This is a genomic window from Kitasatospora sp. NPDC008115 (assembly GCF_042957205.1).
Lineage (GTDB): Bacteria > Actinomycetota > Actinomycetes > Streptomycetales > Streptomycetaceae > Kitasatospora.
The window spans coordinates 146,825-172,328 of record NZ_JBIBHU010000016.1 but is presented as its reverse complement, the minus strand read 5'-3'; the positions used below and the strand labels follow the sequence as shown (position 1 = coordinate 172,328).

The 25,504-nt window shown below is 72.4% G+C and carries 19 protein-coding genes and 2 CRISPR repeat arrays (1 of these 21 only partly in view); of the genes, 10 read left to right on the top strand and 9 right to left on the bottom strand.

Features of this window, described 5'->3' with window-relative positions; genetic code table 11:
• Positions 1-12: 12 nt before the first annotated feature.
• A complete protein-coding gene (locus ACFZBX_RS21470) occupies positions 13-2,442 on the bottom strand; it encodes an endonuclease/exonuclease/phosphatase family protein (protein WP_391535352.1) in 2,430 nt (809 codons plus the stop codon).
• Positions 2,443-2,718: 276 nt separating this feature from the next.
• Entirely contained in the window at positions 2,719-3,708 is a 990-nt protein-coding gene (locus tag ACFZBX_RS21465) for a LuxR C-terminal-related transcriptional regulator (protein WP_391535351.1), read from the bottom strand.
• A gap of 343 nt (positions 3,709-4,051) precedes the next feature.
• Here ACFZBX_RS21465 and ACFZBX_RS21460 point away from each other — a divergent pair, with 343 nt between their 5' ends.
• The 3 genes from ACFZBX_RS21460 (at position 4,052) to ACFZBX_RS21450 (ending at position 11,013) form a co-directional block, all read left to right on the top strand.
• Entirely contained in the window at positions 4,052-4,300 is a 249-nt protein-coding gene (locus tag ACFZBX_RS21460; RefSeq protein WP_391535350.1) for a hypothetical protein, read from the top strand.
• Positions 4,301-4,307: 7 nt separating this feature from the next.
• Entirely contained in the window at positions 4,308-4,580 is a 273-nt protein-coding gene (locus ACFZBX_RS21455; protein WP_391535349.1) for a hypothetical protein, read from the top strand.
• A gap of 226 nt (positions 4,581-4,806) precedes the next feature.
• Positions 4,807-11,013, top strand: a complete 6,207-nt coding sequence (locus tag ACFZBX_RS21450; protein WP_391535348.1) for a DNRLRE domain-containing protein — start codon at positions 4,807-4,809, stop codon at positions 11,011-11,013.
• A gap of 115 nt (positions 11,014-11,128) precedes the next feature.
• On the opposite strand, the gene ACFZBX_RS21445 is transcribed toward ACFZBX_RS21450, so the two are convergent.
• Positions 11,129-12,250: a HoxN/HupN/NixA family nickel/cobalt transporter gene (locus tag ACFZBX_RS21445; protein WP_391535347.1), complete on the bottom strand. Its 1,122-nt coding sequence runs from the start codon at positions 12,248-12,250 to the stop codon at positions 11,129-11,131.
• Positions 12,251-12,470: 220 nt separating this feature from the next.
• On the opposite strand from ACFZBX_RS21445, the gene ACFZBX_RS21440 reads away from it, so the two are divergent.
• The 3 genes from ACFZBX_RS21440 to ACFZBX_RS21430 all read left to right on the top strand — a co-directional run bounded on the left by ACFZBX_RS21440 (position 12,471) and on the right by ACFZBX_RS21430 (position 15,610).
• Positions 12,471-13,400 (top strand): hydrolase, encoded by a 930-nt coding sequence (locus ACFZBX_RS21440; protein ID WP_391535346.1) that lies wholly within the window; start codon positions 12,471-12,473, stop codon positions 13,398-13,400.
• A gap of 171 nt (positions 13,401-13,571) precedes the next feature.
• Positions 13,572-15,416 carry a CocE/NonD family hydrolase gene (locus tag ACFZBX_RS21435; protein ID WP_391535345.1) on the top strand — a complete coding sequence of 615 codons (1,845 nt, stop codon included), beginning with the start codon at positions 13,572-13,574 and terminating at the stop codon, positions 15,414-15,416.
• A gap of 47 nt (positions 15,417-15,463) precedes the next feature.
• On the top strand, positions 15,464-15,610 hold the full coding sequence (locus tag ACFZBX_RS21430) for a hypothetical protein (protein WP_391535344.1): 147 nt from the start codon (positions 15,464-15,466) through the stop codon (positions 15,608-15,610).
• 192 nt (positions 15,611-15,802) lie between these two features.
• Here ACFZBX_RS21430 and ACFZBX_RS21425 read toward each other — a convergent pair whose 3' ends face one another.
• Together ACFZBX_RS21425 and ACFZBX_RS21420 are read right to left on the bottom strand one after the other, a co-directional pair.
• Positions 15,803-17,041 carry a hypothetical protein gene (locus ACFZBX_RS21425; protein WP_391535343.1) on the bottom strand — a complete coding sequence of 413 codons (1,239 nt, stop codon included), beginning with the start codon at positions 17,039-17,041 and terminating at the stop codon, positions 15,803-15,805.
• Complete coding sequence (locus ACFZBX_RS21420) at positions 17,031-17,579, bottom strand: SigE family RNA polymerase sigma factor (RefSeq protein ID WP_391535342.1); 549 nt, start codon at positions 17,577-17,579, stop codon at positions 17,031-17,033. Before ACFZBX_RS21420 ends, ACFZBX_RS21425 begins: the two co-directional genes overlap by 11 nt.
• A 14-nt stretch (positions 17,580-17,593) precedes the next feature.
• Between ACFZBX_RS21420 and ACFZBX_RS21415 the strand changes: the two genes are divergently transcribed.
• The 3 genes from ACFZBX_RS21415 (at position 17,594) to ACFZBX_RS21405 (ending at position 19,495) form a co-directional block, all read left to right on the top strand.
• Positions 17,594-18,361 carry a DUF5753 domain-containing protein gene (locus tag ACFZBX_RS21415; protein ID WP_391535383.1) on the top strand — a complete coding sequence of 256 codons (768 nt, stop codon included), beginning with the start codon at positions 17,594-17,596 and terminating at the stop codon, positions 18,359-18,361.
• Entirely contained in the window at positions 18,358-18,582 is a 225-nt protein-coding gene (locus ACFZBX_RS21410) for a DUF397 domain-containing protein (RefSeq protein WP_391535341.1), read from the top strand. The genes ACFZBX_RS21415 and ACFZBX_RS21410 overlap by 4 nt, the downstream gene beginning before the upstream one ends.
• Positions 18,583-18,661: 79 nt before the next feature.
• Positions 18,662-19,495, top strand: a complete 834-nt coding sequence (locus ACFZBX_RS21405) for a class I SAM-dependent methyltransferase (RefSeq protein ID WP_391535340.1) — start codon at positions 18,662-18,664, stop codon at positions 19,493-19,495.
• A gap of 65 nt (positions 19,496-19,560) precedes the next feature.
• Here ACFZBX_RS21405 and ACFZBX_RS21400 read toward each other — a convergent pair whose 3' ends face one another.
• The 3 genes from ACFZBX_RS21400 to ACFZBX_RS21390 all read right to left on the bottom strand — a co-directional run bounded on the left by ACFZBX_RS21400 (position 19,561) and on the right by ACFZBX_RS21390 (position 22,513).
• On the bottom strand, positions 19,561-21,801 hold the full coding sequence (locus ACFZBX_RS21400; protein WP_391535339.1) for an MMPL family transporter: 2,241 nt from the start codon (positions 21,799-21,801) through the stop codon (positions 19,561-19,563).
• A gap of 128 nt (positions 21,802-21,929) precedes the next feature.
• Positions 21,930-22,178, bottom strand: coding sequence for a hypothetical protein (locus ACFZBX_RS21395; protein ID WP_391535338.1), 249 nt, complete (start codon positions 22,176-22,178; stop codon positions 21,930-21,932).
• Positions 22,175-22,513: an ArsR/SmtB family transcription factor gene (locus ACFZBX_RS21390; RefSeq protein WP_391535337.1), complete on the bottom strand. Its 339-nt coding sequence runs from the start codon at positions 22,511-22,513 to the stop codon at positions 22,175-22,177. Before ACFZBX_RS21390 ends, ACFZBX_RS21395 begins: the two co-directional genes overlap by 4 nt.
• Before the next feature lie 167 nt (positions 22,514-22,680).
• A CRISPR array of direct repeats spans positions 22,681-23,197; the repeat unit is 29 nt; unit sequence GGGACCATCCCCGCGTGCGCGGGGAGCAG.
• 302 nt (positions 23,198-23,499) lie between these two features.
• Here ACFZBX_RS21390 and ACFZBX_RS21385 point away from each other — a divergent pair.
• On the top strand, positions 23,500-24,993 hold the full coding sequence (locus tag ACFZBX_RS21385) for a PQQ-binding-like beta-propeller repeat protein (protein WP_391535336.1): 1,494 nt from the start codon (positions 23,500-23,502) through the stop codon (positions 24,991-24,993).
• On the opposite strand, the gene ACFZBX_RS21380 is transcribed toward ACFZBX_RS21385, so the two are convergent.
• The gene (locus ACFZBX_RS21380; protein WP_391535335.1) at positions 24,968-25,195 is read right to left on the bottom strand and encodes a hypothetical protein; all 228 of its coding nucleotides are present in this window, start codon (positions 25,193-25,195) and stop codon (positions 24,968-24,970) included. The genes ACFZBX_RS21385 and ACFZBX_RS21380 overlap by 26 nt on opposite strands.
• Before the next feature lie 272 nt (positions 25,196-25,467).
• Positions 25,468-25,504: direct repeats of the CRISPR family, unit length 29 nt (it continues 543 nt past the right edge of the window).

Here is a 25,504-nt window from a genome sequence, read left to right as displayed (position 1 = left end):
CCCCGGGCGGGCTCACGGCTTGATGCGGACCACCTGCGGGTCGTGGTCGCTCGCCTGCTGGGCGAACTCGGCGTTGATGTGCACCACGTCGTACTTGGCGTACCCGACCTCCGGGCTGACCAGGATGTGGTCCAGCACCTGCGAGTTGCCCTGGTAGACGTACGAGTACTGCTCCTTCTCCGGCAGTTCGTCCACCAGGTCGCGCAGCACGCCGTCCTTGGTGAGCGCGGCCAGCGCGGGCGAGAACTGGTAGTCGTTGAAGTCGCCGACCGAGACCACCTTGGCCTCCTTGTCGGCGGCCAGCAGCTTGGCGACGAAGGCCTGCTCGACGGTGGCCTGGGCGATCCGCTGGACCTCGGAGGAGCGGGTCGGGGCCTGGAAGCGGCTGTCGATGCCCTGGTCGCCGCCCTTGCTGTTGAAGTGGTTGGCGATGACGAAGACCTTCTTGCCGCGGAAGGAGAACTGCCCGACCAGCGGCTTGCGGCTGTTGGCCCACGCCGCGTCCCCGGGGGCGATCCGGCCGGGCGAGGCGGTCAGCGAGGCGGCGGCGCCGGTGCCGGCGACGTCCACGGCGGTGGTGGCGGTGCCGCCGGGGATGTCGGTGAAGGAGACCCGCTCCGGGTTGAACAGGAAGACCTGGCGGATGTTGCCGCCGGGCTCACCGCCGTCCTTGCCGTCCTGCGGGTCGACCGAGCGCCAGTCGTACGCCGGGCCGCCGGCCGCCTTGATCGCCGCGATGAACCTGGCGACGGTCTGGCCCGCGTCCACCGTGCCGTCGTTCCTGGCGCCGTTGTTGTCCTGGATCTCCTCCAGGGCGACGATGTCGGGCGAGCGCAGGTGGGTGACCACGCCGGCGGCCAGCTCGGCGAACTTGGCGTCGGGGTTGGTGGCGGCCAGGTTCTCCACGTTGTAGGTGGCGACGGTCAGTTCGCGCTCGCCGGCCTGGGCGGTGACCTCGCGCTGGAGGTGGTTGTCCTGGAGCGCGCCGAGGGTGCCGGCGACCAGGGTGTAGCCGCCGAACTGGTTGTAGTCCAGCGGGCCGCTGGTGGTGCCGGTCAGCACGTCGCCGACGTTGGCGACCGGGAAGGGCTGCTGGGAGACCGGCGCCTGCTGCTGGACCATCAGCCGGCCGACGTTCGGCTCGGCGTAGGACTCGTAGAGCAGGCCGCCGCGCTTGCTCTTCTGGTCCTGCTTGTCGGCGGCCACCCACAGCTCGTTGTACTTGTCGGTGGCCTGGACCACCCGCACGTCGCGGACCTCGACCAGCATGCCCTCCAGCGACTCGTAGAAGTCGAGGGCGTACTTCTCCGGGTCCAGGGTGACGCCGTTGACGGTGCCGTCGGCGCCGGCCGCCGGGCTGTAGGTGCCGGGGATGTTGCGGGTGTCGACGACCACCGGGGCGGGCAGCGGGTTGCCGGAGGAGACCACGGTGACGGCCGGGTTGCTCAGCTGGGTGAGCGACTGCGAGCCGCCGTTGAAGTTCGGGTAGTACTCCGCCACCTTGCCGGTGACCAGCACCGCGTCGCCGACCTTGACGGTCGGGTTGGCGGAGCCGGTGTAGACGAACAGGCCCTCGCTGGTGGCCGGGTCGGCGTCCGGGGCGGTGTCCTGGATCCAGAAGCCCTTGGAGCCGTACGTCCGCACGCCGGTGACGACGCCGGGCACGCCCGCGACGGTCTTGCCGGTGCGCTCCGCCAGGCGGGTGCGGCCCTGGATGTCGTGGATCCGGACGGTGCCCGGCTCGGTCGGGCCGGTCGGGGTGGAGCCCTCGGCGACCTCGCCGCGGCTGTTGGTCGGCGTCGGGGCGCCGGCCGCGAGGTCGGCCGCGTTCTCGTCGGTGTCCGGCAGGCCGGCCATGCGGGCCACCGAGGCGGTGTTGGAGGCACCGGGCACCGAGGCCGCGCCCTCGTGGACCACGGCGGTGCCGAAGCCGACGAGGTCGCGCACCCGCGGGTCGGCGGCGCAGTCGGCGGCGGTCTTGCAGGTCAGCGGGTCGGTGCCGCGGACCAGCGCGACGGTGCCGCTGGTGCCGGAGAGCGCCAGCGAGCCGGCCGCGTCCGGGGTGGGCAGCTCGACGGTGCCCGCGGCGCCGGCCGACTCGGCGACCAGGTAGCGGCCGCCGGGGGCGATCGACCCGGTCAGCGGGGTGACACCCCACTGGGAGTTGGGGCCGGGCGCGGCGGATATGTACTGGACGCTCCAGCCGTCCAGGCCGAAGGCGGCACCGCCCCTGTTGGCCAGCTCGACGAAGTCGTTCTTCAGCGTGGCGCCCGAGTTGCCGCCACCGCCGTAGACCTCGGCGATCAGCGCGTCGGCGGAGGGCGCGGCCACGGCGGCCGGCAGCGGGGCCAGCACCAGGGAGGCGGCCAGACCGGCCGGGACGACCGCGGCGCGCAGCAGGGCGCGCCGGGAGCGCGGGCGGGGAGCAGTGGGGGTGGTCACCGGAACGGGACTCCTAGCTGTGGGTGAGGGTCGGTCGGCCGGGCGCACCGCGCGCACTGCCCCGCTACCCGCGTAGAAAGCCGTGCGGAAGCCGGGAACCCGCCCCCCGCAGCGCCCAAAGATACGCGCGTAGAAAATGACCGGACAAGAGCCCGGAAGTGAACTTCTCCGCTACGTCCGACAATCGTTACGGCCATCGGCACGGCCATCGGCCCGGAGCGGGGCGGCGACCGTCGCGGCGGTCGGCGGATCGTTACCCCGAGACTGTGACGGCCGCTACAGCCAGCCGCGCTGAGCCGCCTTCAGGCCCGCCTCGAAGCGGCTCGCCGCCTCCAGACGCTCCATCAGGGCCGCCATCTGCCGGCGCACCGTACGCACCGAGACGCCCAGCCGCTTGGCCGCCGCGTCGTCGGTCAGCCCGGTGGACAGCAGCCGCAGCAGCTCGCGCTCGCCGGGGCTCAGGCCGGTGGCGGCGTCCTCGGGGCGGGGGTCCCCGCCGAGCGGCAGGGCGGTCTCCCAGGTCTGCTCGAACAGCGCGACCAGCGAGGCGACGATCCCCGGCTCCTCGGTGCACAGCGCGCCGGCCCGGGTGTTCTCCGGGTCGATCGGCACCACGGCGGTGGTCCCGTCGAAGACCAGCATCCGCGGTGGCAGCACCGGGGCGGTGCGCACCCGGCCGCCGAGGCCGGTCATCCACTGCGTGTAGGCGAAGGTCTCCGGGTCGTTGCGGACGCTGTCCTGGTAGATGGTGCGCAGGCTGATGCCGCGCCGCAGGGCGTCCTCGTCCAGCGGCCGGGAGGCGGCCAGGCTGGCCGCGGACTGCGCACCGCCGGGCATCACGCCCAGGCACTCGGTGGCCAGCCGGGCGGTCAGCACCTCCAGCTTGGACTGGATGGCGTCCAGGCCGACCAGCCGCTCGCCGCCGTCCACCAGGGTGGCCGAGCGCAGCGTGGCGTACTCCGCGACGGCCCGCGCCACGGCGGCCTTGGAGACCGCCAACTCCTGCTGCCTGCGTGCGAGTTCCTCTTCCTGACGGCGCAGCAGAAGCTCCAGCCCGCGCTCCGGGCTGACCGGCCACAGGGCGCCCGGACGTTCCCGGGAGGCCCGCAGCAGGGTCAGGTCGGCGAGGCGGTCCAGGGCGGCCCGGACGACGACTTCGGAGACTTCGAGACGTTCACAGAGTTCGGCCACTCCGCCCTCCGGGTCCGCGAGCATCTCGCGGTACACGGCTTCCGCGGTGGCGTCCAGGCCCAGCAGTTCCAGCACGTCAACGACCCCTGATCGTCACAGCATCGCCCCACAGAAAAGGTTTCGGTCCGACCCACCGGATCCCGATCCTTGCGCCGGTGATCGGCTCCCACAAGGTGCGATCCAGTCACCCGAGCAGAATCGGACCATCCGGTCTGTTCTGTGAACGGCCCGGACGAACCGCGCCACCCCCCGGCCGGTGCCCCGGGCTTGCAGCATGCTGCCAGGCCGGATGCTGCCCGTCGAGCACCCTCCCCCCGCGGGGCCGGCGCCGGGAGTATTCATTCTGCGCCGCGCACCGCACCACGCACCACGCACCGCCCATCCGCCCTGAACCGCCCTGCACAGAACAGGACCCGCCGTGCCGAAGCCCGTCCGGCTGCTCGCCGTCGCCGCCCTCGCACTCACTCTCGCCACCGTCGCCGCCCCCGCCCTCGCCGCCCCGCGGTCCGCCCCGGCCGCCGCCACCCTCGCCGTCGCCGCGCCCACCGGCGGGACGGTGATCGGCTGGGACACGCCCGGCATCGGCTGGGACACGCCCGGCATCGGCTGGGACGGGCCGGGGATCGGCTGGGACGGGCCGGACGCCCGAATCATCGGCTGGGACTGACCGTCCGATGTTCGCCGTCCATCTGAACCTCCTGGACGTCTCGGCCACGCCGACGGGCGAGGCCGGGGCCGCCGACGTCCAGGGAGCCCTGTGGGCACGCGCGGTTCCGGGCGACGGCCTGGAGCACGTGCGCGCCCGCTCCGTCCCGGGAGGCGTCGGCCTGGTGCTGTACGTCCGGGCACCCCACCGGGAGGCGGCCGAGCTCCGGGCGTACGCCCTGCTCGACCGGGCCCTGGCGGAGGGTCCCGCGTGCCGCTACGCGGTGGCGGCTCCACGGTAGGCCGCAAGGCCCTCCACCGGCCGTCTCCTGACCTTCCGTCCGCTTTCGGACGGTTGCCTTCTCTCGCAAATTTGGCCGATTCATGCCCACGGCCACTTCGCCACTGACATGCGCATGCCCGTATGGGCCTGCGCCGGGCCCGGTCCACCCGGGCCGGCGCAGCCGTGCCCCCGGGCCGACGCGCGCCGCCGTCGTTCCCCCTCACTCAAGACCGTCGAGGAGTCTCATGTCCCACCCGACCGGCACACCACCCCGGCCCCGCGCCGGGGGCACCGTGCCCGCCGCCCCCGCCTCACGCCGCCGCAACGGCGTGCTGCGCAACACCGCGGTCGCCCTCGCCGTGGTGCTCGCCGCCGAGGCCGCCGCCGTCATCATGACGACCGGTCAGGCCGTCGCCGTCACCCCCGCCTCCCCGGCCCCCAAGGCCGACCGGGCGCTCGGCGCCGCCGAGGCCAAGGACATCGCCACCGCCCACCTCAAGGCCCGGCTGGAGAACCGCCGGATCGAGGTGGTCGACGAGCGCACCGAGTCCACCACCACCTGGATCAACCCGGACGGCACCACCACCCTGGACATGGCCACCGGCCCGGTCCGCTACAAGGACAGGGACGGCCGGCTCCAGCCGATCGACGTGACCCTGGCCCAGCAGGCCGACGGCTCGGTCAAGGCCAAGGGCCACCCGCTCGGCCTCACCCTGGCCGGCGCCACCCCGCCGCCCGCCGCGTCGAAGTTCAAGGCGGCCGGCGCCCCGGCCGGCGACCAGCGGGCCCCGTCCGTCCCGCTGGTCTCGCTGGACAACGGCGACGGCACCAGCATGTCGCTGTCCTGGCGCGGCACCCTTCCGGCCCCCGTCATCGACGGCACCAAGGCCCGGTACCAGGACGCGCTCACCGCGACCGACCTGATCATCGAGTCCACCCGGACCGGCTTCGAGCAGTTCCTGGAGCTCAAGGACCGCTCCGCGGTCGGCGCCAACGGCACCGTCACGATGACGCTGGACGCGGCGGGCCTCCAGGCCCGCCACAACGCGGACAACTCGGTCTCCTTCCTCGACCCGAAGACCGGCGAGGAGAAGGGCCAGCTGCCCGCCCCGGTGATGTGGGACGCGCAGGTCGACGAGCGCAGCGGCGAGCACACCCACACCGCCCCGGTCGGCCTGAAGGTCACCCAGAACGGCGACGCCGTCGACCTCACGCTCACCCCGGACGCGGCGTTCCTCAACGACCCGAAGACCCGGTACCCGGTCACCGTCGACCCGGCGGTCAACATCGGCGTCGGCTTCGACACCTTCGTCCAGCAGGGCTACGGCACCGACGTCTCCGGGCAGACCGAGCTGAAGCTGGGCAACAACGGCTCCGGCCAGGTGGCGCGCTCCTTCCTGCAGTTCCCGATGTCCAAGATCAGCGGGAAGCAGATCACCAGCGGCAAGCTCAACCTGTGGAACTTCCACAGCTGGTCCTGCACGGCGAAGAGCTGGGAGGTCTGGGACACCGGCACCGCCACCACCGCCTCCCGCTGGACGGCGCAGCCCGGCTGGAACAAGAAGTGGGCCTCGTCCACCACCACCAAGGGCTTCTCCAGCTCCTGCAACGACGGCTGGGTCAACCAGGACATCACCGCCCTGGTCAAGGCCTGGGCGGCGAACGGCAACGCCAACAACACCCTGGGCATCCGGGCCACCGACGAGAGCGACCCGTACGGCTGGAAGAAGTTCAACTCCGGCAACGCCTCCGCCAACACCCCGTACCTCTCGGTCACCTACAACACCCCGCCGGCCGTCTCCACCCTGCTGAGCCCGGCCAACGCCGCGGTCACCGGCGACGCCACGCCGACCCTGTCGGCCAAGGCGACCGACCCGGACGGCGGCAACGTCGTCCTGGACTTCGAGATCTGGGCCGCCAACGGCACCGCCGCCCTGCAGTCCGGCCATAGCGCCTGGGCCGCCTCCGGCTCGACCTTCGCCTGGACGCCGACCACCGCGCTGGCGCCCGGCGCCTACAAGTGGCGCTCCCGCTCCGGGGACGGCACCGTCAACAGCGCCTGGTCCGGCTTCCGCACCTTCACCGTCGACACCGTCGCGCCGGGCGCGACCACCATCGGCTCCGCCGACTTCCCGGCCGGCCAGTGGACGGGCACCCCGGACGCGAGCGGCAACTACAGCGGCAACTTCACCTTCACCCCGCCGACCGGCGACGTGAAGGACATCCAGTACAAGCTGGACGGCGGCGCCTGGGTCACCGCGGCCACCACCGGCACGCCGGTCACCGCCAAGCTCACCTTCAAGGCGGGCGCCCACACCGTCACCGCGCACAGCCGGGACGCCGCGGGCAACGTCTCCGCCGACAGGACGTACGCCTTCTACGCCGGCAAGGGCTCCGCCCTGGTCGCCCCCGGCGCGGGCGAGCGCCCGGCCCGCCGCACCTCGCTGCAGGCCGAGGGCAACAGCACCTACACCGGTGTGCGCTACCAGTACCGCCGCGGTGAGACGGACGCCTGGAAGGACGTCCCGGTCGCCAACGTCTCCACCACCGCCGGCCAGCCGGTGCCCGCCTGGCCGTTCGCCGCCCCCGGCGGCAAGCCGGCGCCGCTGACCTGGAACATCACCGACACCCTGGCCGAGAACGGCCCGGTCGACGTGCGCGCGGTCTTCACCGACGGCTCCGCCACCGACGCCACCGAGCCCAACACCATCACGGTGGACCGCAACGCGGGCACCGCCCCGGAGACCAAGGTCGGCCCGGGCTCGGTGAACACCCTCACCGGTGACCTCACCCTGTCCGAGACCGACGCCGAGGCCTTCGGCCTGCACGCCGAGCGCTCCTTCTCCTCCCGCCGGCCGGCCAACGGCTCGGCCCAGGAGGGCCAGGCGGCGATCTTCGGCCCGCAGTGGAGCTCCGGCACCACGGCCGAGATCACCGACGCCGACTACTCCTACGTCCGCCAGACCTCGGCGACCTCCCTCTCGGTGGTCTCCGCGGACGGCTCCGAGGTCGGCTTCACCGCCACCGGCGCCGGCGGCTGGAAGCCCGAGCCGGGTGCCGAGAACCTCACCCTGACCGGTGCGTTCACCGGCGCCTTCACCCTGAAGGACACCGAGGGCATCACGGTCACCTTCGCCAAGGTCGACCCGGCCGCCACCACCTGGCAGGCCTCCGGCTCCTCGCTGCCCAGCGACAACACCACCACCTCGGTGGTCTCGGAGAAGGTCGTCTCCGGCGGCAAGACCCTGGCCCGCCCGAAGTACGTGGTCGCGCCCAGCTCGGCGACCGCCTCCGTCAACTGCGCCGCCGTGCCGTCCACGGCCGGCTGCCGGGTGCTGGAGTACGTCTACGCCGACGCCACCACCGCCACCACCGCCGCTCCGGGCGACGTGACCGGCCAGGTCAAGCAGATCCGCCTCTGGTCCACCGACCCCGGCGCCGCCACCGCCACCCCCGTCGTCGTCTCGCAGTACGCCTACGACGAGCAGGGCCGGCTGCGCGAGGTCTGGGACCCGCGGATCAGCCCGGTGCTGAAGACCGCGTACGCCTACGACACGGCCGGCCGGGTCACCACGGTGACCGACCCCGGCGAGCTGCCGTGGACCCTGGAGTACGGCAAGGCCGGCAACGCCGCCACCGCCGGCGAGGGCATGCTGCTCGCGGCCTCCCGTCCCACCCTCAAGCAGGGCAGCAAGGACGTCACCGACGGCACCGCCACCACCTCGGTCGTCTACGACGTCCCGCTGAGCGGCGCCAACGCGCCGTACCCGCTGGCGCCGTCCGACGTCGCGGCCTGGGGCCAGACCGACGCCCCGACCGACGCCACCGCCGTCCTGCCGCCCGACGCCGTCCCGGCCACCCACGACGGCAAGGCGCTCGGCACCGCCGGCTACAACCGCGCCTCGGTGACGTACACCAACGCCTCCGGCCGCGAGGTCAACACCGCCACCCCCGGCGGCGGCATCACCACCACCGAGTACAACGCCTTCGGCAGCCCGGTGCGGACCCTCTCCGCGGAGAACCGCATCCTCGCGCTGGCCACCACCGGCGGCGACCTGAACAAGCTGCGCGCCCTCGGCATCGCCGGCCGCTCGACGGCCGACCGCGCCCAGGTGCTCTCCTCCACCTCGGTCTACTCGGCCGACGGCAAGCGCCTGGTGGAGCAGTACGACCCGCTGCAGCTGGTCACCCTGGAGAACGACGTCGCCGCCTCCGGCACCTCCCCGGCGCTCTCCGCCGGCGCCGAGGTCGCGGCCCGCGCCCACACCGTCAACGCCTACGACGAGGGCCGCCCGGCCACCGCCGCGGTCAGCGACCTGACCACCTCGGTGACGATCGGCGCCCGGATCGACGGCTACGCGGCCGACGCCGACACCCGCACCACCGCCACCGGCTACGACTGGGCCCAGGGCCTGCCCGTCAAGGCCGTCCAGGACCCGGCCGGCCTGAAGATCACCACCGGCACCGGCTACGACGCCAGCGGCCGGGTGACCTCGCAGAGCCGTCCGAACTCCACCGGCTCCGACGCGGCCACCACGGTGACCACCTACTACACCGGCACCGGCACCGGCCCGTGCGCCGGCCGCCCCGAGTGGGCCGACCTGGTCTGCTCGATCGCCCCGGCCGCGCAGATCGCCGGCGGCGGCGCCAACCCGCTCCAGCTGCCGACGAAGACCCTGCAGTACGACCGCTGGGGCAACGTCTCGATCCAGACCGAGACCGCCAACGGCGTCACCCGCACCACCACCCGCAGCTACGACGCGGCCGGCCGGCCGGTGAAGATCTCGGTCACCGGTGGCACCGGCACCGCGGTCTCCGACACGGTCCTCGGCTACGACGCGGCCAACGGTGAGCTGGCCAGTATCAACAACGGCAGGACCACCATCACGCAGGGCTACGACAGGCTCGGCCGCCAGGTCTCCTACGACGACGGCGCCGGCAGCGTCACCACCACCGAGTACGACAAGCTCGACCGCCCGGTGAAGAAGTCCGACTCGGTGCCGTCCACCGTCACCTACGGCTACGACACCGCCAAGGACCCGCGCGGCCTGCCCACCTCGCTGACCGACTCGGTCGCGGGCACCTTCACCGCCTCCTACGACGTCGAGGGCCGACTGGTCTCCCAGACCATGCCCGGTGGCAACACCCTGACCAGCACCTACGACAGCCGGGGCATCCAGACCGGCAAGACCTACACCAACCAGGCGGGCACCGTCCTGCTGGCCGACACCGCCGACTACACCGTCCACGGACAGCAGGCGGGCCGCACCCAGAGCGACGGCACCAGCACCACCAGCAGCTACTCCTACGACGCCACCGGCCGCCTCACCAAGGCCACCGACAGCACCGGCCTGGACTGCGCCACCCGGACCTACGCGTTCGACAGGAGCAGCAACCGGACCAACCGCACCAGCGTCACCGACGACTGCGACCCGGCCACCGCGGACGCCGTCACCAAGGCCGAGAACCACGCCTACGACACCGCCGACCGCCTCACCGACACCGGCTACGTCTACGACGCCTTCGGCCGCGCCACCGCCCTGCCCAAGGGCACCCAGCTCGGCTACTACACCAACGACCTGGTCCGCACCGAGACCCTCGGCGACACCCGCCGGACCTGGGACCTGGACGCCTCCGGCCGCCTCGCGGTGAGCACCACGGAGACCAAGGGCGCCGACGGCACCTGGGCCGTCACCGCGCAGGAGACCAAGCACTTCGACGGCGGCAACGACAGCCCGTCCTGGTCCAAGGACGCGGCCGGCAAGCTGACCCGCAGCGTGCTGGACCTGACCGGCCAGCTCACGGCGGCCACCGGCACCGACGGCGGCGCGGTCCTGCTGCTGACCAACCTGCACGGCGACGTGTCCGTCCAGATGTCCCCGGACGGCACCCAGGACCTCGCGGTCTACCACTACGACGAGTACGGCAACGTCGTCGACGCCACCGGCTCGACCGCGTACGGCTGGCTCGGCGGGGCGCAGCGCGAGGCCGACAGCCTCTCCGGCCTCACCCTGATGGGCGTGCGCCTGTACGACTCGGCCACCGGCCGGTTCCTGCAGACCGACCCGGTCCTGGAGGGCTCGCCGAACGCCTACGGCTACCCGGTCGACCCGATCACCATGGACGACCTGACCGGTATGTCCTGGCGCAAGAAGTGGACCGCCTACTTCAGCCGCTCCGAGGGCAACACCATCGGCAGCCTGCTGTACGCGTCCGGCATGATCGCCAAGGGCATCTCGAAGATCCTGCGGAAGCTGCCGCACGTCGTCGCCCGGGCCGCCGGCTACGTCCTCTGGGCGCTGTCCTACCTGATGAAGAAGATCGGCAAGCAGTTCCTCAAGGCGGCCAACAAGCGCGGCAGCCACGGGGTGATCTTCACCTTCGGGATCTGGCGCTCCAGCCACTGGTGGGTGCCGGACCGTCCGATCTACCGGGTGAACCCGCGGTACTGAGCCGCTGGTCCACTGATCCACTGATCCAGGACAGGTGAGGCCGGGCCCCGGGGGTTGTCCCCCGGGGCCCGGCCGGTTTCTGCGTCCGGGCCGCTCGCTACCCGGCCTACTCGGTCTACTCGGCCTTCTCGGCCTTCTCGGCCTTCTCGGCCGCCGGGGCGGTGAGCCCGGCCGACCACTTCTCCTCGACGTTGCCGAACCTCCAGTAGGCGATCGCCGCCGCCCAGGTCAGCACGAAGAGGCCGACGATGGCGTAGCCGACCAGGTCGAGGTCGAGCCCGCCGATCCAGGCGACCGGCCCGCTGGTGACGTCCAGCTTCTCGCCGAGCAGCCCGATCAGCTCGATCGAGCCGATGACCAGGGCGACCAGCACCGACAGGCCGGTGACGGTCAGGTTGTAGTAGATCTTGCGGACCGGCTTGGAGAACGCCCACTCGTAGGCGAAGTTCATGAACGAGCCGTCGATGGTGTCCAGCAGGCTCATGCCGGCGGCGAACAGGACCGGCAGCACCAGCAGCGCGTACCAGGGCAGCTGGAACGCCGCCGCCCCGCCGGCCAGCACCAGCAGCGACACCTCGGTGGCGGTGTCGAAGCCCAGGCCGAACAGCAGGCCGACCGGGTACATGTGCCAGGGCTTGGTGACGGCCTTGGTGACCCGGCCGAGGATGCGGTTCATGAAGCCGCGCTTCTCCAGCTGCGCCTCCAGCTCCGCCTCGTCGAACTCGCCCTCGCGCATCCGGCGGAACACCTTGAGGATGCCGTTGAACGCGCCCAGGTTGATCAGGCCGAGGGCGAGCAGGAAGGTGCCGGAGACGGTGACGCCGATCAGGCCGGTGGTCTCGTGCAGGGTGGAGTCGTCCGACTCGATCTGGCCGGCCAGCGAGCGGATGCCGAAGGCGAGCAGCGCGCAGAGGCCGAAGACGATGGACGAGTGGCCGAGCGAGAACCAGAAGCCGACCGACAGCGGCCGCTTGCCCTGGCCCATCAGCTTGCGGGTGGTGTTGTCGATGGCCGCGATGTGGTCGGCGTCGAAGGCGTGCCGCATGCCGAGGGTGTACGCGGTGAGACCCATGCCGGCGCCGAAGACCTGGCCGCCGACGTCGTAGTGCTCGGGCACGACGAGCGCGAGCAGGGTGAACCAGCCGATCACGTGCAGGGCGAGGATGAAGCCGCCCATGCCTGCGAGGCGGATCCACTCCTCACGGGTGAGCCGGTCGCGCCAGCGGGGGCCGGTCATCGGGGGTCCTTTCATGAGGCCGTCGGGGCTCCGGGAGGTCCTCCGGGAGGTCCTCCGGCCGGTCTTCCGGCCCTCGGAGCTGGGCCATCCTTCCTTCTGCTCGCGACCAGCTGCAAGTCATGTGCAATTACGAACCGGTCACCAGGTGGCGGACGAACGGGAGGATGATGGGAGTACCGGCCTCACCTCCCGCGCGCTCGTCCCCGGGAGGTACCCGCTCATGTCCCGCCTGCGCACGGCCGCCGCACTGCTCGCAGCGGCCTTAGTCACCGTCGGCCTCACGGCGCCCAGCGCCCCCCTCTCGCCCGCCGCCTCGGCCGCCACGACCCACCGGGTGCTGTTCGACAACAGCAAGGCCGAGACCGCCGGCAACGCCGACTGGATCGTCTCCACCGCCCAGCCCGACCCGCTCGCCCAGAACGCCGCCCCCACCACCGACAAGAACTGGACCGGCGCCCTGTCCTCCTGGGGCATCGCCCTCCAGCAGACCGGCGAGTACAGCCTGAAGACCCTGCCGCCCGGCGGCACGTTCACCTTCGGCACCAGTGCCCCGCTGGACCTCGCCAACTTCGACACCGTCGTGATCCCCGAACCGAACATCAGATTCTCGGAGAGCGAGAAGGCCGCGCTGATGCACTTCGTCGAGGAGGGCGGAGGGCTGTTCGTGATCGTCGACCACACCATGAGCGACCGGAACAACGACGGCATCGACTCGCCCGCGATCATCAACGACCTGTTCACGAACAACGGCGTCGACAACACCGACCCCTTCGGGTTCAGCGTCGACCTCGCGAACATCGCCAACGAGAACCCGCGCGCCGTCGACGACCCGGCCGACCCGGTGCTGAACGGCCCGTTCGGCACCGTCACCGGCTCGATCATCCGCGCCGGGACCACCTTCACCCTCGATCCGGCCCACAACCCTGAGGTCAAGGGCATCGTCTACCGGCCCGGCTTCTCCGGGAACACCGGCGCCTTCTTCGTCACCAGCACCTTCGGCGACGGCCGGATCGCCGCCTGGGGCGACAGCTCACCGCCCGAGGACGGCACCGGGCAGCCGCACAACAACCTGCACGACGGCTGGAACGACCCGGCCGGCACCGACGCCGCCCTCGCCCTCAACGCCACCGCCTGGCTGAGCGGGGCCTGACACCCCCGTCTCCCACCCCGCGCCCGGCGGCCCTTCGCCGGGCGCGCGCCCGCTTCCTCCCCTACTGTCGGAATGATCCGCGGCCACCGATGTCGCGCCACCTGCTCCGACCGCAGTGACCCGCACAACCGCAGTGATCCGCACCGACGACCGGGACCCGATGGAGCGGCCATGCCCTCGTACCCCTACCGCACCACCCGCGAGGACCTGCGCGTCCCCCTCCCCGACGGCACCGGGCTGTGCGCCCGCCTCTGGCGCCCGGTGACCGACGAGCCCGTCCCCGTGGTCCTGGAGTACTCCACCGACCGCCTCACCGACTGGACCGCCACCGACGACGCCCGCCGCCACCCCTGGATCGCCGGCCACGGCCACGCCGCCATCCGGGTCGACGCCCGCGGCCACGGCAACTCCGGCGGCGTCCCGTCCTCCCACGACGGTCTCGCCGCCGACGGCGCCGAGGTCGTCCGGTGGCTCGCCGCCCGGCCCTGGTGCAGCGGCCGGGTCGGCCTGCTCGGCACCGGCGCCGCCGGGGAGACCGCGCTGCGCCTGGCCGCCCTCGCCCCGGAAACCGTGCACGCGGCGGTCGTCGTCTGCCCCGACGGCCCGCACCGCCTCGGCGGCGCCGTCCTCGCCGCCGGCGGCCACACCCGCGCCACCGACCGCATCGCCGACGCGGCCCGCCCGCCGGACCCCCGGTACGTCGGCGACGAGTGGCGGGCGATGTGGCTGGCCCGGCTGGACGCCCTCGAACCGCCGCTCGCCGACTGGCTCACCGCCGACCCGCCGCCCGCCGGCCCCGCCGCCGTCCCCACCCTCGCCGTCGGCGGCTGGTCGGACCCGTCCGCCGGCGCCGTCCTCGCCCTCGCCGCCGGCACCGCCGCGGTCCCCGTCCGCGCCGTCCTCGGCCCCTGGCCGCACGGCCTGCCCGACGAGGTCCTCCCCGAGGCCCTGCGCTGGTACGACCACTGGCTGCGCGACATCGACGCCGGCGCCCTCGACGCCCCCGCCCTGCGCAGCTGGCGCACCGACCACTGGTGCGGCGACGACCCCTGGCCCTCCCCCGGGGTCCGCGAGGTCCACTACGGCCTCGACGGCCCGCTGAGCACCGCCGGCACCGCCTCCGAGGACCGCTGGGTGCACGTCCGCTCGCCCCAGCACACCGGCCTCGACGCCGGCGCCCACGTCCCGCTCGGCCGCCCCGCCGACCAGCCGCCCGACCAGCGCGAGGAGGACGGCCGCTCGGTCTCCTTCGACTCCCGGCCGCTGCCCGAGCCCCTGGACCTGCTCGGCGCCCCGTCGCTCGCCCTGCGCCTGAACCCGGGCACCGGCCCCGCCCTGATCGCCGCCCGCCTGTGCGCCGTCGCCCCGGACGGCACGTCGACGCTGCTCACCCGCGGCGTCCGCGCCCTCACCGCCCAGGCCGACACCACCGTGGAGTTCGCCCCGACCGGCGCCACCGTCCCGACCGGCCACCGCCTGCGGCTCGCGCTCTCCTGCACCTACTGGCCGTGGATCTGGCCCGGCCCCGAACCGTCCGGCTTCGCCCTCGACCCCTCCCGCTCCACCCTCACCCTCCCGGTCCGTCGCCCCACCCCCCACGGCGACGACATCATCTTCCGCTCCCCCACCCTCCCCCTCCCGCCCCCGCTCCAGCTCACCGAACCGCTCACCGCCCACCCCGAGCGCCTCGCCGTCCACGACGTCGGCCGCCGCGAATGGCGCACCGAACTCTCCCCCGCCGCCGACGGCACCCGCACCCACCCGGACGGCCTGGTCCGCACCGAACAGACCGTCACCGCCTACCGCGTCCTCACCGCCACCCCCCTCAGCGCCCGCGCCCGCACCGACCGCACCGTCCGCCTCGAACGCCCCGCCGCCGGCTGGGACACCACCGTCCACACCCGCACCGAACTCCGCTGCGACCCCACCCACCTCCTCGCCCACACCCAGATCCGGGCGGAGGAGGCGGGCAACGTCGTCTTCACCAAGGAATGGCACCACCGCATCCCCCGCTGAGCCGGCCGGATCCCCCTCCGCGCGAGGACATCCGAGCTACTGTGGATGTGAACAACCTGACCCCGATCGCCCTGCTCCTCACCCAGTGGCGGCACACGGCCGAGGTCCACGCGGACCCGGCCCTGTACGCCATCCTGACCCGCGAGCCCGAGGGAGACCCCGGACCCGTACCCCGGCCTGGAGCACCCGAGTGAGCCCGAAACGCGGCGACCGCGCGGCACCGCCTCCGGTCGAGGGCGAGTACGATCTCCGGTTCGCCAACACCGAAGCCGCCCAGGGGTGGGACCTGCTCAGCCGCCACGGGCACCGGACACCGACTGAGCCGCCTCGCCACCGTCCTGTCGCCCCGTGCGGAGCGACAGGACGGGCCTGTGGCGGTGGATGGATCACTTCCTCCAGTCCGGCGCCAGGACGACGGCCTTGAGCTGGTCCACCGAGAGGGCCGGCTCGCCGGGCCGGAAGTCGTAGCCGTTCTCGCCGTTCCACTCGTAGAGCTTCACGCTCCGGCCGTCCCGGTAGTACACCTCGGCCGTCCAGTGCAGCACCGGGTCGGTGGCGCTCTTGCCGTTGCCGAACCGGTTGGTCACGACGAGGGTGCCGTCGGGCAGTTGCTCCCGTACCTCCAACGGGGTCGGCAGGCCCTCCTCGGCGCCCTTCCGGTCCTGCTGCCCCTTGGCCCCGGCCGGTTCGGCGAGGACCGAGACCTTGCTGCTCCGCTCCCCTGTCGTGACCGTCAGCGTGGTGTGCTGCTCGTCCGCCCCGGCCGCCGTCGTGCCCGGCGGGAGCAGCCTGGTGAGCGTCGCGAGCAGCTCCGCCGCCGGCGGGGTCGCCGGGGCGGACGTCGCCTCGGGAATTTCGGGCACCTTGGGCGCCTTCGGGTTCGCCGGGAGCGCGGCGACCACCCGCGCCCACGCCGGTGACGACGCCATCAGCATCAACTGCTCGGCGTCCAGCGGTGGTTCCGCCCGGTTCGGGGTGGCCGGCTGCCCGTTGTACTCGGTGATGCGGACCACCGTGCCGTCCGGCGCCGCCCATGTCGCCAGCCACTCGCGCTGGTCGGGAACATAGATGTGCCGCCGCTTCTCGATCACCACGACCGAGCCGTCCGGGCGCTCGGCACGTTCGCAGGAGTCCTGCGGCGTGGTGAACGGATCCGAGCAGCGGGCCGCCTCGTCGGGGCGCTGCGTGCCGCGGACGAGGCTGTAGGAGATCACACTCGCGCCCTTGCCGTCGTCGAACTCCAGCACGCCGTAGTACTCGTGTTTGCCGCGCGACGCGCTCGGACGGCCAGGCGCCTCCGCGAACTTCGACTCCACCGACCCGGGCGGCAGCAGGCCGGTCACCAACTGCAGCGCCTCCTCGGCGGTCATCGGTTGCACCGGCCCGGCCGCCGGGCCGCCGAACAGACCCGCCCCCGCACCCCCGGAAAGGACGCCCGCGCCCCCGGCCACCAGCACCACCGCCGCCACACCACCGGCCACCGCGGCCCGCCGCCGCCCGCGCCGGCGCCGTCCGCGCCGCTCGGCGCCGTCGGCCAGGCCGAACAGCGCGTCGTCCGGCGCGAGCGCCGCCGCCCCGCGCAGGGCGCGGGCGAACTCCGCCTCGAACTCCTCCTCAACCGGCATGACGCCACCCCGCCTTCCCCATCGCCCCGGCCGATTCCGCCCCCAACGCGCCCCGCATCCGCGCCAGTGCCCGACTGCTGCGCGAACGCACGGCGGTGCTGCTCAGCCGCAGCGCCGCCGCCGTCTCCTCCACGCTCCGGTCCTCCCAGAAGCGCAGCACCAGCACCGCCCGGTCCTGCGGCGGCAGCTCCGCGAGCGCCCGCAGCAGGGTGAGGCGGAGGGCCGGGTCGGGGTCGACGACGGCGACGTCCGGCACGACGTCGGTGACGCGCTCGGTGCTGCTGCGCCGGCGGCGGTGCGAGAGGAAGATGTTGACGAGAACGGTCTGCGCGTAGCCGCTCGGATTCTCCATCTTCGAGATCCGCCGCCACTTCACGAACACCCGCCCGAGTGCCTCCTGGACGAGATCCTCGGCAAGATGCGCGTCACCCCCGGTGAGGAGGAACGCCGTCCGCAGCAACGGCCGCCCCCGCGACGCCACGAAGGCCGGAAAATCGGGCGGCGACGCTCCCGGCCCGGCCGCCAGTATGTGCTCCATGCCCCTATAACGCGATCACCCGGTGGTCTTGTGGCACGCAGCGTACGACGCCGTCCGGACGGGCCCGCCCGACCCCGACGAACAGGCGGAAGCTCACGCGGCGGAGTCCAGCTCGAACCAGACCGATTTGCCGGACTTCCGCGGCTCCGCCCCGAAGCGGTCCGTCAGCGAGCGGACGAGGTGCAGCCCCCGCCCGGAGAGCCCCAGCGGTTCAAGGGACGTTCTCTGCGGGGGAAGCTCCGGACACCCGTCCGCCACGCACACCCGGGGCACCCCGTCGACAAGGACGACCACGACCACCGGCGCCGCCGCCCGCCCGTGCTTCCGGGTGGGCGGGCGATGCCCTTGGCGACGCCACGGTCGACGCTCTGGTCCAGGTCCGGATGGCACGCCAGTCGATCCTGACCCGCCCGAACCCCGTCGAGGTTCGGGCGGTGATCCACGAATCGGCACTCCAGACCAACGCGAATCGCCCCGACATCATGGGCCCGCAACTGGACAAGCTGCTCACACTGAGCCGCCTGACGAACGTCAACATACAGGTCATGCCTGCGGGAGCAGCCGTGCATCCTGGGGTGAGCGGCGCCTTCGCCCTCATGGGCTTTCCGCAGCGGAGGGACCTCGACATCGTCTTCGTCGAGGGGTTGCTCAACGGCCTGTGGGTCGAGGACCCGGCCGATGTGGAGTTGTATCGAGCGAAGTTCCAGGAGGTCACGGCCGAGGCCTTGCCCGTTGACGCATCGCTCGACTTCATCACTGCACAGAGAGAACGGATCAAGTGAGCTACTACCCCGACGCTTCTGCCACCGGTTTCCAATTCCGGAAGTTCAGTTACAGCGGCGGCAACGAGAACTGTGTTGAGTACGCCCTGAACCTGCCTCGTGGAGTCGCCGTGGCTGACTCCAAGAACCCTTCTGGTCCGGCCCTGTCGTTCACCGCCGCCGCGCACCAAGCCTTCATCACCGCGGTCGCCACCGGGGAGTTCGACCTCGGTCTGATCTGATCCCTTAACCCCAACTCCTGCGGCCCGGCACGCCATTCGATGGCGCGCCGGGCCGCAGCCCGGTCCTGAAGGAGTCCCCTTGCCCTCCTCCACCCAACCCCTCGACATGAGCCGCAGCCGGGTGTTCGGCGGGGTGGCCGAGATCTACGACGCGGCCCGTGCCGGCTACCCCGACGCCCTCGTCTCCACCGTCCTCCACTACGCCGCCCTCGAAGGCGACCGCCCCGTCCTCGAAGCAGGCGCCGGCACCGGCAAGGCCACCGTCCCGTTCGCCGCCGCCCTCACCGCTCCCCTCACCTGCGTCGAACCGGACGCCCGCATGGCCGAGGTCCTCCGCCGCAACACCACCCCCCACCCCCATGTCACCATCACCGTCAGCCCCTTCGAGGACTTCCGCCCCGGCGACACCCGCTACGGCCTCTTCCTCTGCGCCACCGCCTGGCACTGGTTCGACCCGGACCGCCGCTGGAACCTCGTCCACGACGCCCTCACCCCGGGCGGCGCCGTCGCCCTCTTCTGGAACCCGATGGGCGTCCGCGACCCCGACCTCCACGCAGCCCTCGCCGAGGTCGACCGCCGCCACGGACTCACCAACACCCCGCACGCCGCCCTCGCCTCCGCCTACGGCGACACCCCCGGACACTGGCCCGGCATGCTCGGCCACTGGCCGGCCGTCGACTGCGCGCACGACCCCCGCTTCACCGACCTCCGCTCACTGCGCTTCCGCGAGGACACCCACTACGACACCGCCCACTACCTCGACCACCTCTCCTCCGTCTCCCTCTACGCCGCCCTCCCAGCCCACCGACGCGCCCAGGCCCTCGCCGACACCGCCGACGTTGTCACCGCCCACGGCGGCCGCCTCCCCGTCACCCGCTGCCACGACCTCTTTCTCGCCCGCCGCCGCACCTGACACAGCGCCGCCCCGGGAGCCGGGCGGATGCCTGGCTCCCGGGGCGGATCACCTCGGCGGCGCGGTCACGCCGCCGGCACAGGGGTGCTCGCCGCAGCCGTCGATGCCGGGCGACGGCTCCGCCCGAGCCCGGGGGTCGACCAGCCCCAGTACCCCAGCAGAGCCATCGCGGCGGGTAGCAGCACGCCCCGGACCACGGTCGCGTCGATGACGATGGCCACCGCCATGCCGACGCCCATCATCTTGTACTCGATCGCGGTCAGGCTCACGAACACCGTGAACACAGCGGTCATGACGGCGGCGGCACTCGTCACCACACCGGCGCTACTGCCGATCCCGCCCACGATCGCCTCCTTCGCCCGGGCGCCCTTCGCCCAACGCTCCCTGATCCGGCTGAGGATGAAGATGTGGTAGTCCATGCTCAGACCGAACAGGACCACGAACATGAACAGCGGCAGCCACGCCACCACACCCCCGTACGAGGTGAAGCCGAGCGCCGACTCCAGGTGCCCGTCCTGGAACACCCAGGTCAGCACACCGTAGGCCGCGCCGATCGAGAGCAGGTTGAGCAGGATCGACACCACCGGAATCGCCCAGGACCGGAAGGCGACCGCCAGGAGCACGAAGGCCAGGGCGAGAACGAAGGCGAAAACGGCGGCCGTCCGGCCGTTCAGCCGCTCGGCGAAGTCGTACGGCTGCGCCGTCTTGCCGCCCACCGCGTAGTCCACGCCCGCCACTTCGCCGAGGGCGGCGGGGAGCACCGTGTCCCTGAGCCTCTCCAGCGACCGGTTCGAGGCGTCATCGGTGCCCTTGCCGACCAGCGGCACCCGCACCACCAGCGCGTCGCCGACCGGCAACGCGGTGATCGGCTCCGCGATGCCGCTGCCGGGGACGGCGGCCTCCCGGTGCAGTGCGGTGACCGCCGCACGCACGGCGGGGGTGTCGACGTTGCCGCCGTCGCGGCTCGCGATCGCGACCCGGGCGGGGCTCGACGAGCCGGGGAACGCCTCGTTCATCCGTACCGCGGCGTCCACGGGGGCGACGCTGCGCGGCAGGCTGTCGGTGGTGGCCGGGTCCTGGAGGTGCATGCCGAGCGCGGGCAGCGCCATCACGAGCAGGACGAGTGCGGCGATGCCGCCGGTCAGCGCGGGGCGCCGGACGACGCCACGGGCCACGGCCGACCAGGTGCGCGACTCGCGCGCCTCCGTCCGGCGCCGGCCCGGCCAGGGGATGCGGGCGCTGTCGACCCGGTGGCCCAGGGCGGCCAGCAGCGCGGGCAGCACCGTCACGGAGCCGACCACCGTCAGGCCCACGACCACCACGGTGCCGGCGGTCAGCCCCTTGAAGACGTCCGGCCCGGTGAACAGGAGACCGCACACGCAGACCATCACGGTGAGCCCCGACACCACCACGGCGTGGCCGGAGGTGCGGGCCGCGATCGCGAGCGCCTGCCGGGTGTCGTGACCGGCGAGCCGTTCCTCGCGCTCGCGGCGCAGGTAGAAGAGCGAGTAGTCGATGCCCACGGCCATGCCGATGAGCAGCACGATGGAGGACGCGGCACTGTTGACCGGCACCACCTTGCCGATGGACTGGAGCAGGCCGAAGGTGGCGACGACGGCCGTCGCCGACAGCAACAGCGGGATGCCCGCGGCGATCAGCGAACCGAAGACGACGAGCAGGATCACCAGGGTGAGCGGCAGCGAGGTGAGCTCGGAGCGCTTGAAGTCGTCCTTGATCGCCTCGTCCACGACGGCGTTGAGGCTGCGGTCGCCGGCCTGGACGATCCGCAGCTGCGGATGGGCGTCCTGGGTCTTCTGTACGGCGTCGAGGACCGCGCGGTAGTTCTGCTTCCGGTGCTCGACTGGTCCGGCGAGCTCGAAGGTCACGAGGCCGGAGCGGCCGTCCCCTGAGATCCACCGCCCGCCGTCGGGGCCGCCGCCCAGGGGCGAGCCGATGTCGCGCACGGCTTCGCCGGTGCGCTCCAGTGCCGTCACCAAGTCCTGTGTTGCTTCCTTGAGTTCTGCGCTCACCAAGAACGCTGGACTGCCGCCGCCCCCGCGTTCCTGGATCAACACGTTCTCCCGGACGGAGTCGCCGGCATCCTCGGCGCGGACGATCCGCTGGGCCTTCCCGGCGTCCCCGGGGTCGGTGGAACGGGCGTCACGCCCACCGATCAGCGCACTGGAGAGGACGGCGGCGACCACGAGGGCCAGCCAGCCGGTGACCGCCAGGGTCCGGTGGCGGACCGACCAGCCGACGACGGCTTCCACGGCGGCGACTGCAGGCGGTTTGCGTTTGCGCAGCATGAACTGCTCTCCTTGAGGTGGAGGTGCTTGTCCAGGGAAAACTCGCCTTTCGGCGAGGGAGATGCCTTCCGAACCGGGGCCGCCGAGTTGCCGCTCGGCGGCCCAGCTCATGTTGAATCGCGGTACTTCTACTCGACCTCCTTGAGGATCCTCTCCAGGGAAGCCAACCGCTGGCGTACGTCGGCGAGTTGACGCTCGGTCTCCTGCTGCACCCCGACGGCCGCCTCGGCCAGCCTGCGGTACTCGCCCTCACGCGCCAGCACCGCCTTGGCCCGACAGGTGGCACCGAACTGCCATACCAGCACCGCGAGCACCACGGTGACCAGGAGGAACAGGCCCAGCGCCCCGACAACCTCCGTCCAGTCGTTCCCGCTCACCCGTCGACCCCCTTCTCCCCAGCGACGGTCAGAGTCGGTATCGCGGCCGCGATCGACTCCGGCGTCAGATGCACCGCGAACGGTGTCACCTCGTAGAACTTCATCGCCTTCCCCTCCGGTGAGATCTCCATCTGCGCCGACACGAGCCCGGCCGCCTCCAGCTTCTTCAGGTGGACTTGGAGCAACGCCCGACTGATCCCCAACTCCCGGGCCAACTGGCTCACATAAGCCCGCCCCCCAGTGACCAGCACGGCCACAACCCGCAGGCGATGCGGGTTGGCAAGCGTCGCCAGCATCAGCACGAGCTCATCGCCTGTCGGCGGCGACGTCTTCATCGCAACACCCAGCACATGCCAAGAAAAGTTAGCATGTGCCTAATCGCCTTTCCACTCATCATCTTTGACTCCACATCACCCGATCCCCGAAACCCCTCACCACCCCGGGCAGCCACACGTCTCCACCACCCCACACACACTCCACCGATCCCACAGCGCAAGCCACCGGGACCATCCCCGCGTACACGGGGAGCAGAGACCGTCCTCGCCCGCGACGGCCAGAACGTCGGGACCATCCCCGCGTGCGCGGGGAGCAGCGATCGCCGAACGTTGCATAGTGCAGGCGCTGGGGACCATCCCCGCGTGCGCGGGGAGCAGAGCTCACGAGCGGCGAGCGGCTGAACCTCTCCGGGACCATCCCCGCGTGCGCGGGGAGCAGTCGTCGTAAATCACGTCCTGAATTCGTTGCCCGGGACCATCCCCGCGTGCGCGGGGAGCAGGCGCTGGGGCTCCTGCTGGGCGTCGGCCGGCTGGGACCATCCCCGCGTGCGCGGGGAGCAGGCCGGCGGCTACACGATGTGGCACGACAGCGCGGGACCATCCCCGCGTGCGCGGGGAGCAGTCACCTCGACAACTCGCAACCAGTTGTGGGGAGGGACCATCCCCGCGTGCGCGGGGAGCAGCCGGGACGGGGCGGCCCATCATCAGCGGCATGGGGACCATCCCCGCGTGCGCGGGGAGCAGACTCCGTGACCTGCGGGTTTAGGTGGCGCAGGGGCGAGAATCTGCAATTTTCATTGATTCGGGCATTTCGGGCACTCCTGCACCTTGCCAGTCGGCTCGCTCAGGCTCACCGTATCCAACTGCCCATCCGGCCGGTAGCGGCCGCCATCGAGTGTCAGTTGACCGCGCTCTGCGGCCGAGTCCCGCCGCAGCACGCCGCCACGGCAGCGGAGCAGGAAGTCGGACCGGCCGACGTCTCACGCAAAGCTCCCGCCCCACCACGTGCAAGGATGAGCCGACGATTCACCCGGAGGACCACCGCCATGCCCGACGACCCCCTGCCCATTCGCCGGATTCTCGGCGGTGGGCCGTTCCCCGAGGTCGGGAAGCCCAACGCCGTCGTCCGTGATGACGCGCGAGGGCTGGTCGCCATCGGGGGCAGTGTCGGCAACCTGGACTGGACCGGCCGGTCCTTCGACCACTGGCGCGGCTACCGCGTCGGCGTATACGGACTGGACGACCTCCGCTGCCGCCGCCTCGTCCACACCCACTGGCCGGTGCTCGACCTCGCCCTCCACCCCCACCTCCCCCTGCTCGCCATCGGCACCGGCGCGTACGACGGCGGCTACCTGTACGAAGGCGAACTCCTGATCGTCGACTTGGAGAGCGGCACCGCCGTCCTCGTACTGGAGGACCACCGCGAGGTCCGCCGGGTGCATTGGCGGGAGGACGGCCGCGCGCTGGAGCTGGTCGTGGCCCCGCCAGATGACCGCGCGGACGCCCGACCCCAGACCCACGGTTTCGCCCCCATCATCGAGCGCGACGACTGGCGCCGGATCGCCCCCCGCAGCATCTCGTACAAGGAACTCAGAGGCCCCCGCGTCAAGGCCGCGCGCCGCCCCGAGGGCGCCAAGCAGGCCGCCCGCGAGACGCTCACCGCGCTCGCCGACGCGCACGGCGTGACGTGGTCGCCGCGACGGCAGGTGCGGGCGGTGGAGGCGTTGGACGACGGCCGGGTGCTGGCCACACTCGAAGGGACGAAGCTGGAGAGCCGGCTGCCGTCGGGCGAGGTGGCGTGGTCGGTTCCGGACCTCGACGGTGGGCGCGAGATCCACGTCTCGCCTGACGACCAGACGTCCGCCTGGGTCAATCTGCCCCGCGTCGGTTGGGCGGAGGTGCCGAGCACCATCGAACGGATCTCCCTGGCCGACGGCAGCACCCTCGACGGCCCGCAGCCCGTCGGCTGCCACGAGCTCGCAAACGTGCACTTCGCGGTCCGACGCAGCCCCGAACTGCTTCTCCTCCAGAGCGGGTGGGTCGCCACCGTCGACCCCGCGAAGCGCGACGGCGACGAGCCGGAGGTCCGCCGGCTGTTCCCGCTCGACGCGGACGGCCCGGCCGTCCGCGTCGCGGGGAGTGACGGGACGGGCAACGCCCTGGTCCACGCTGGTGAGGTCCACGGCGCGGGCGGGCCGACGCCCGCACCCGCTTTCGTCGCCCGCCAACGCTTCCCGGACGGCGTGCTCCAGTGGACGTTCCCCGCGGACCACCCCGTCACGGCCCTCGACAGCGACGGCGAGACCGTCTTCGCCGCGCTCCTCTCGGGCGAGGTCATCGCCCTCGACGCCGCCGACGGTACGCTGCGCTGGCGCACACGCCTCATGGTCGACGGCGCCCCGACGGTGGCGCTTTCCCTCACCGCGCCCGCACCCGGCCGACTACTCCTCGGGACGGTGGACGGGCGCATCCTCCTCTGCGAGCCGGCCGTGCCCTCGGTGTGGCGTCTCGCGGCTACGGGCGTTGCTCCCGTTCAGTGACCCGTAGCCACCAGGCTTCGTCCGTCTCAAGCTCGTCCAGCATGTGGAGACGCTGGTCGATGTGCTCCAGGAACTCGTCCGGCAACCGGACGTTGTGGTCGAGGACGTAGTGGGCGAGGCCCTCCGGCCAGAGGTAGCGGCCGTCAGTGAAGTCCCGGGACCCGTTGGCGCGTGAGCACAGCCGACACCTGGACACCCCCATCCAGCACCGGGCGACCTGCCCGTGCTCCAGATAGTCCGCGACCCACTCCCGCTCCGCCTCACCCTAGTCAGGGTCAACGAGATCAGCGGAATCCGGCAACCCGGATTCTCCGCCGACCGCCGGAATCCGAGCAGCCTGACCGGGCGGCTGGCTTGTTCGGGCCGATCGGGCACAGCCAGAGACTTCCACGGCGGGCACTGCGACGCCACCTGTTCACCCAGCATGATCGCCCGCCAACCATGCCACTTGGGCTGACGCAGACCATTGACCAGTACGCCATCCCCGCGTGCGCGGGGAGCAGGCCGGCGG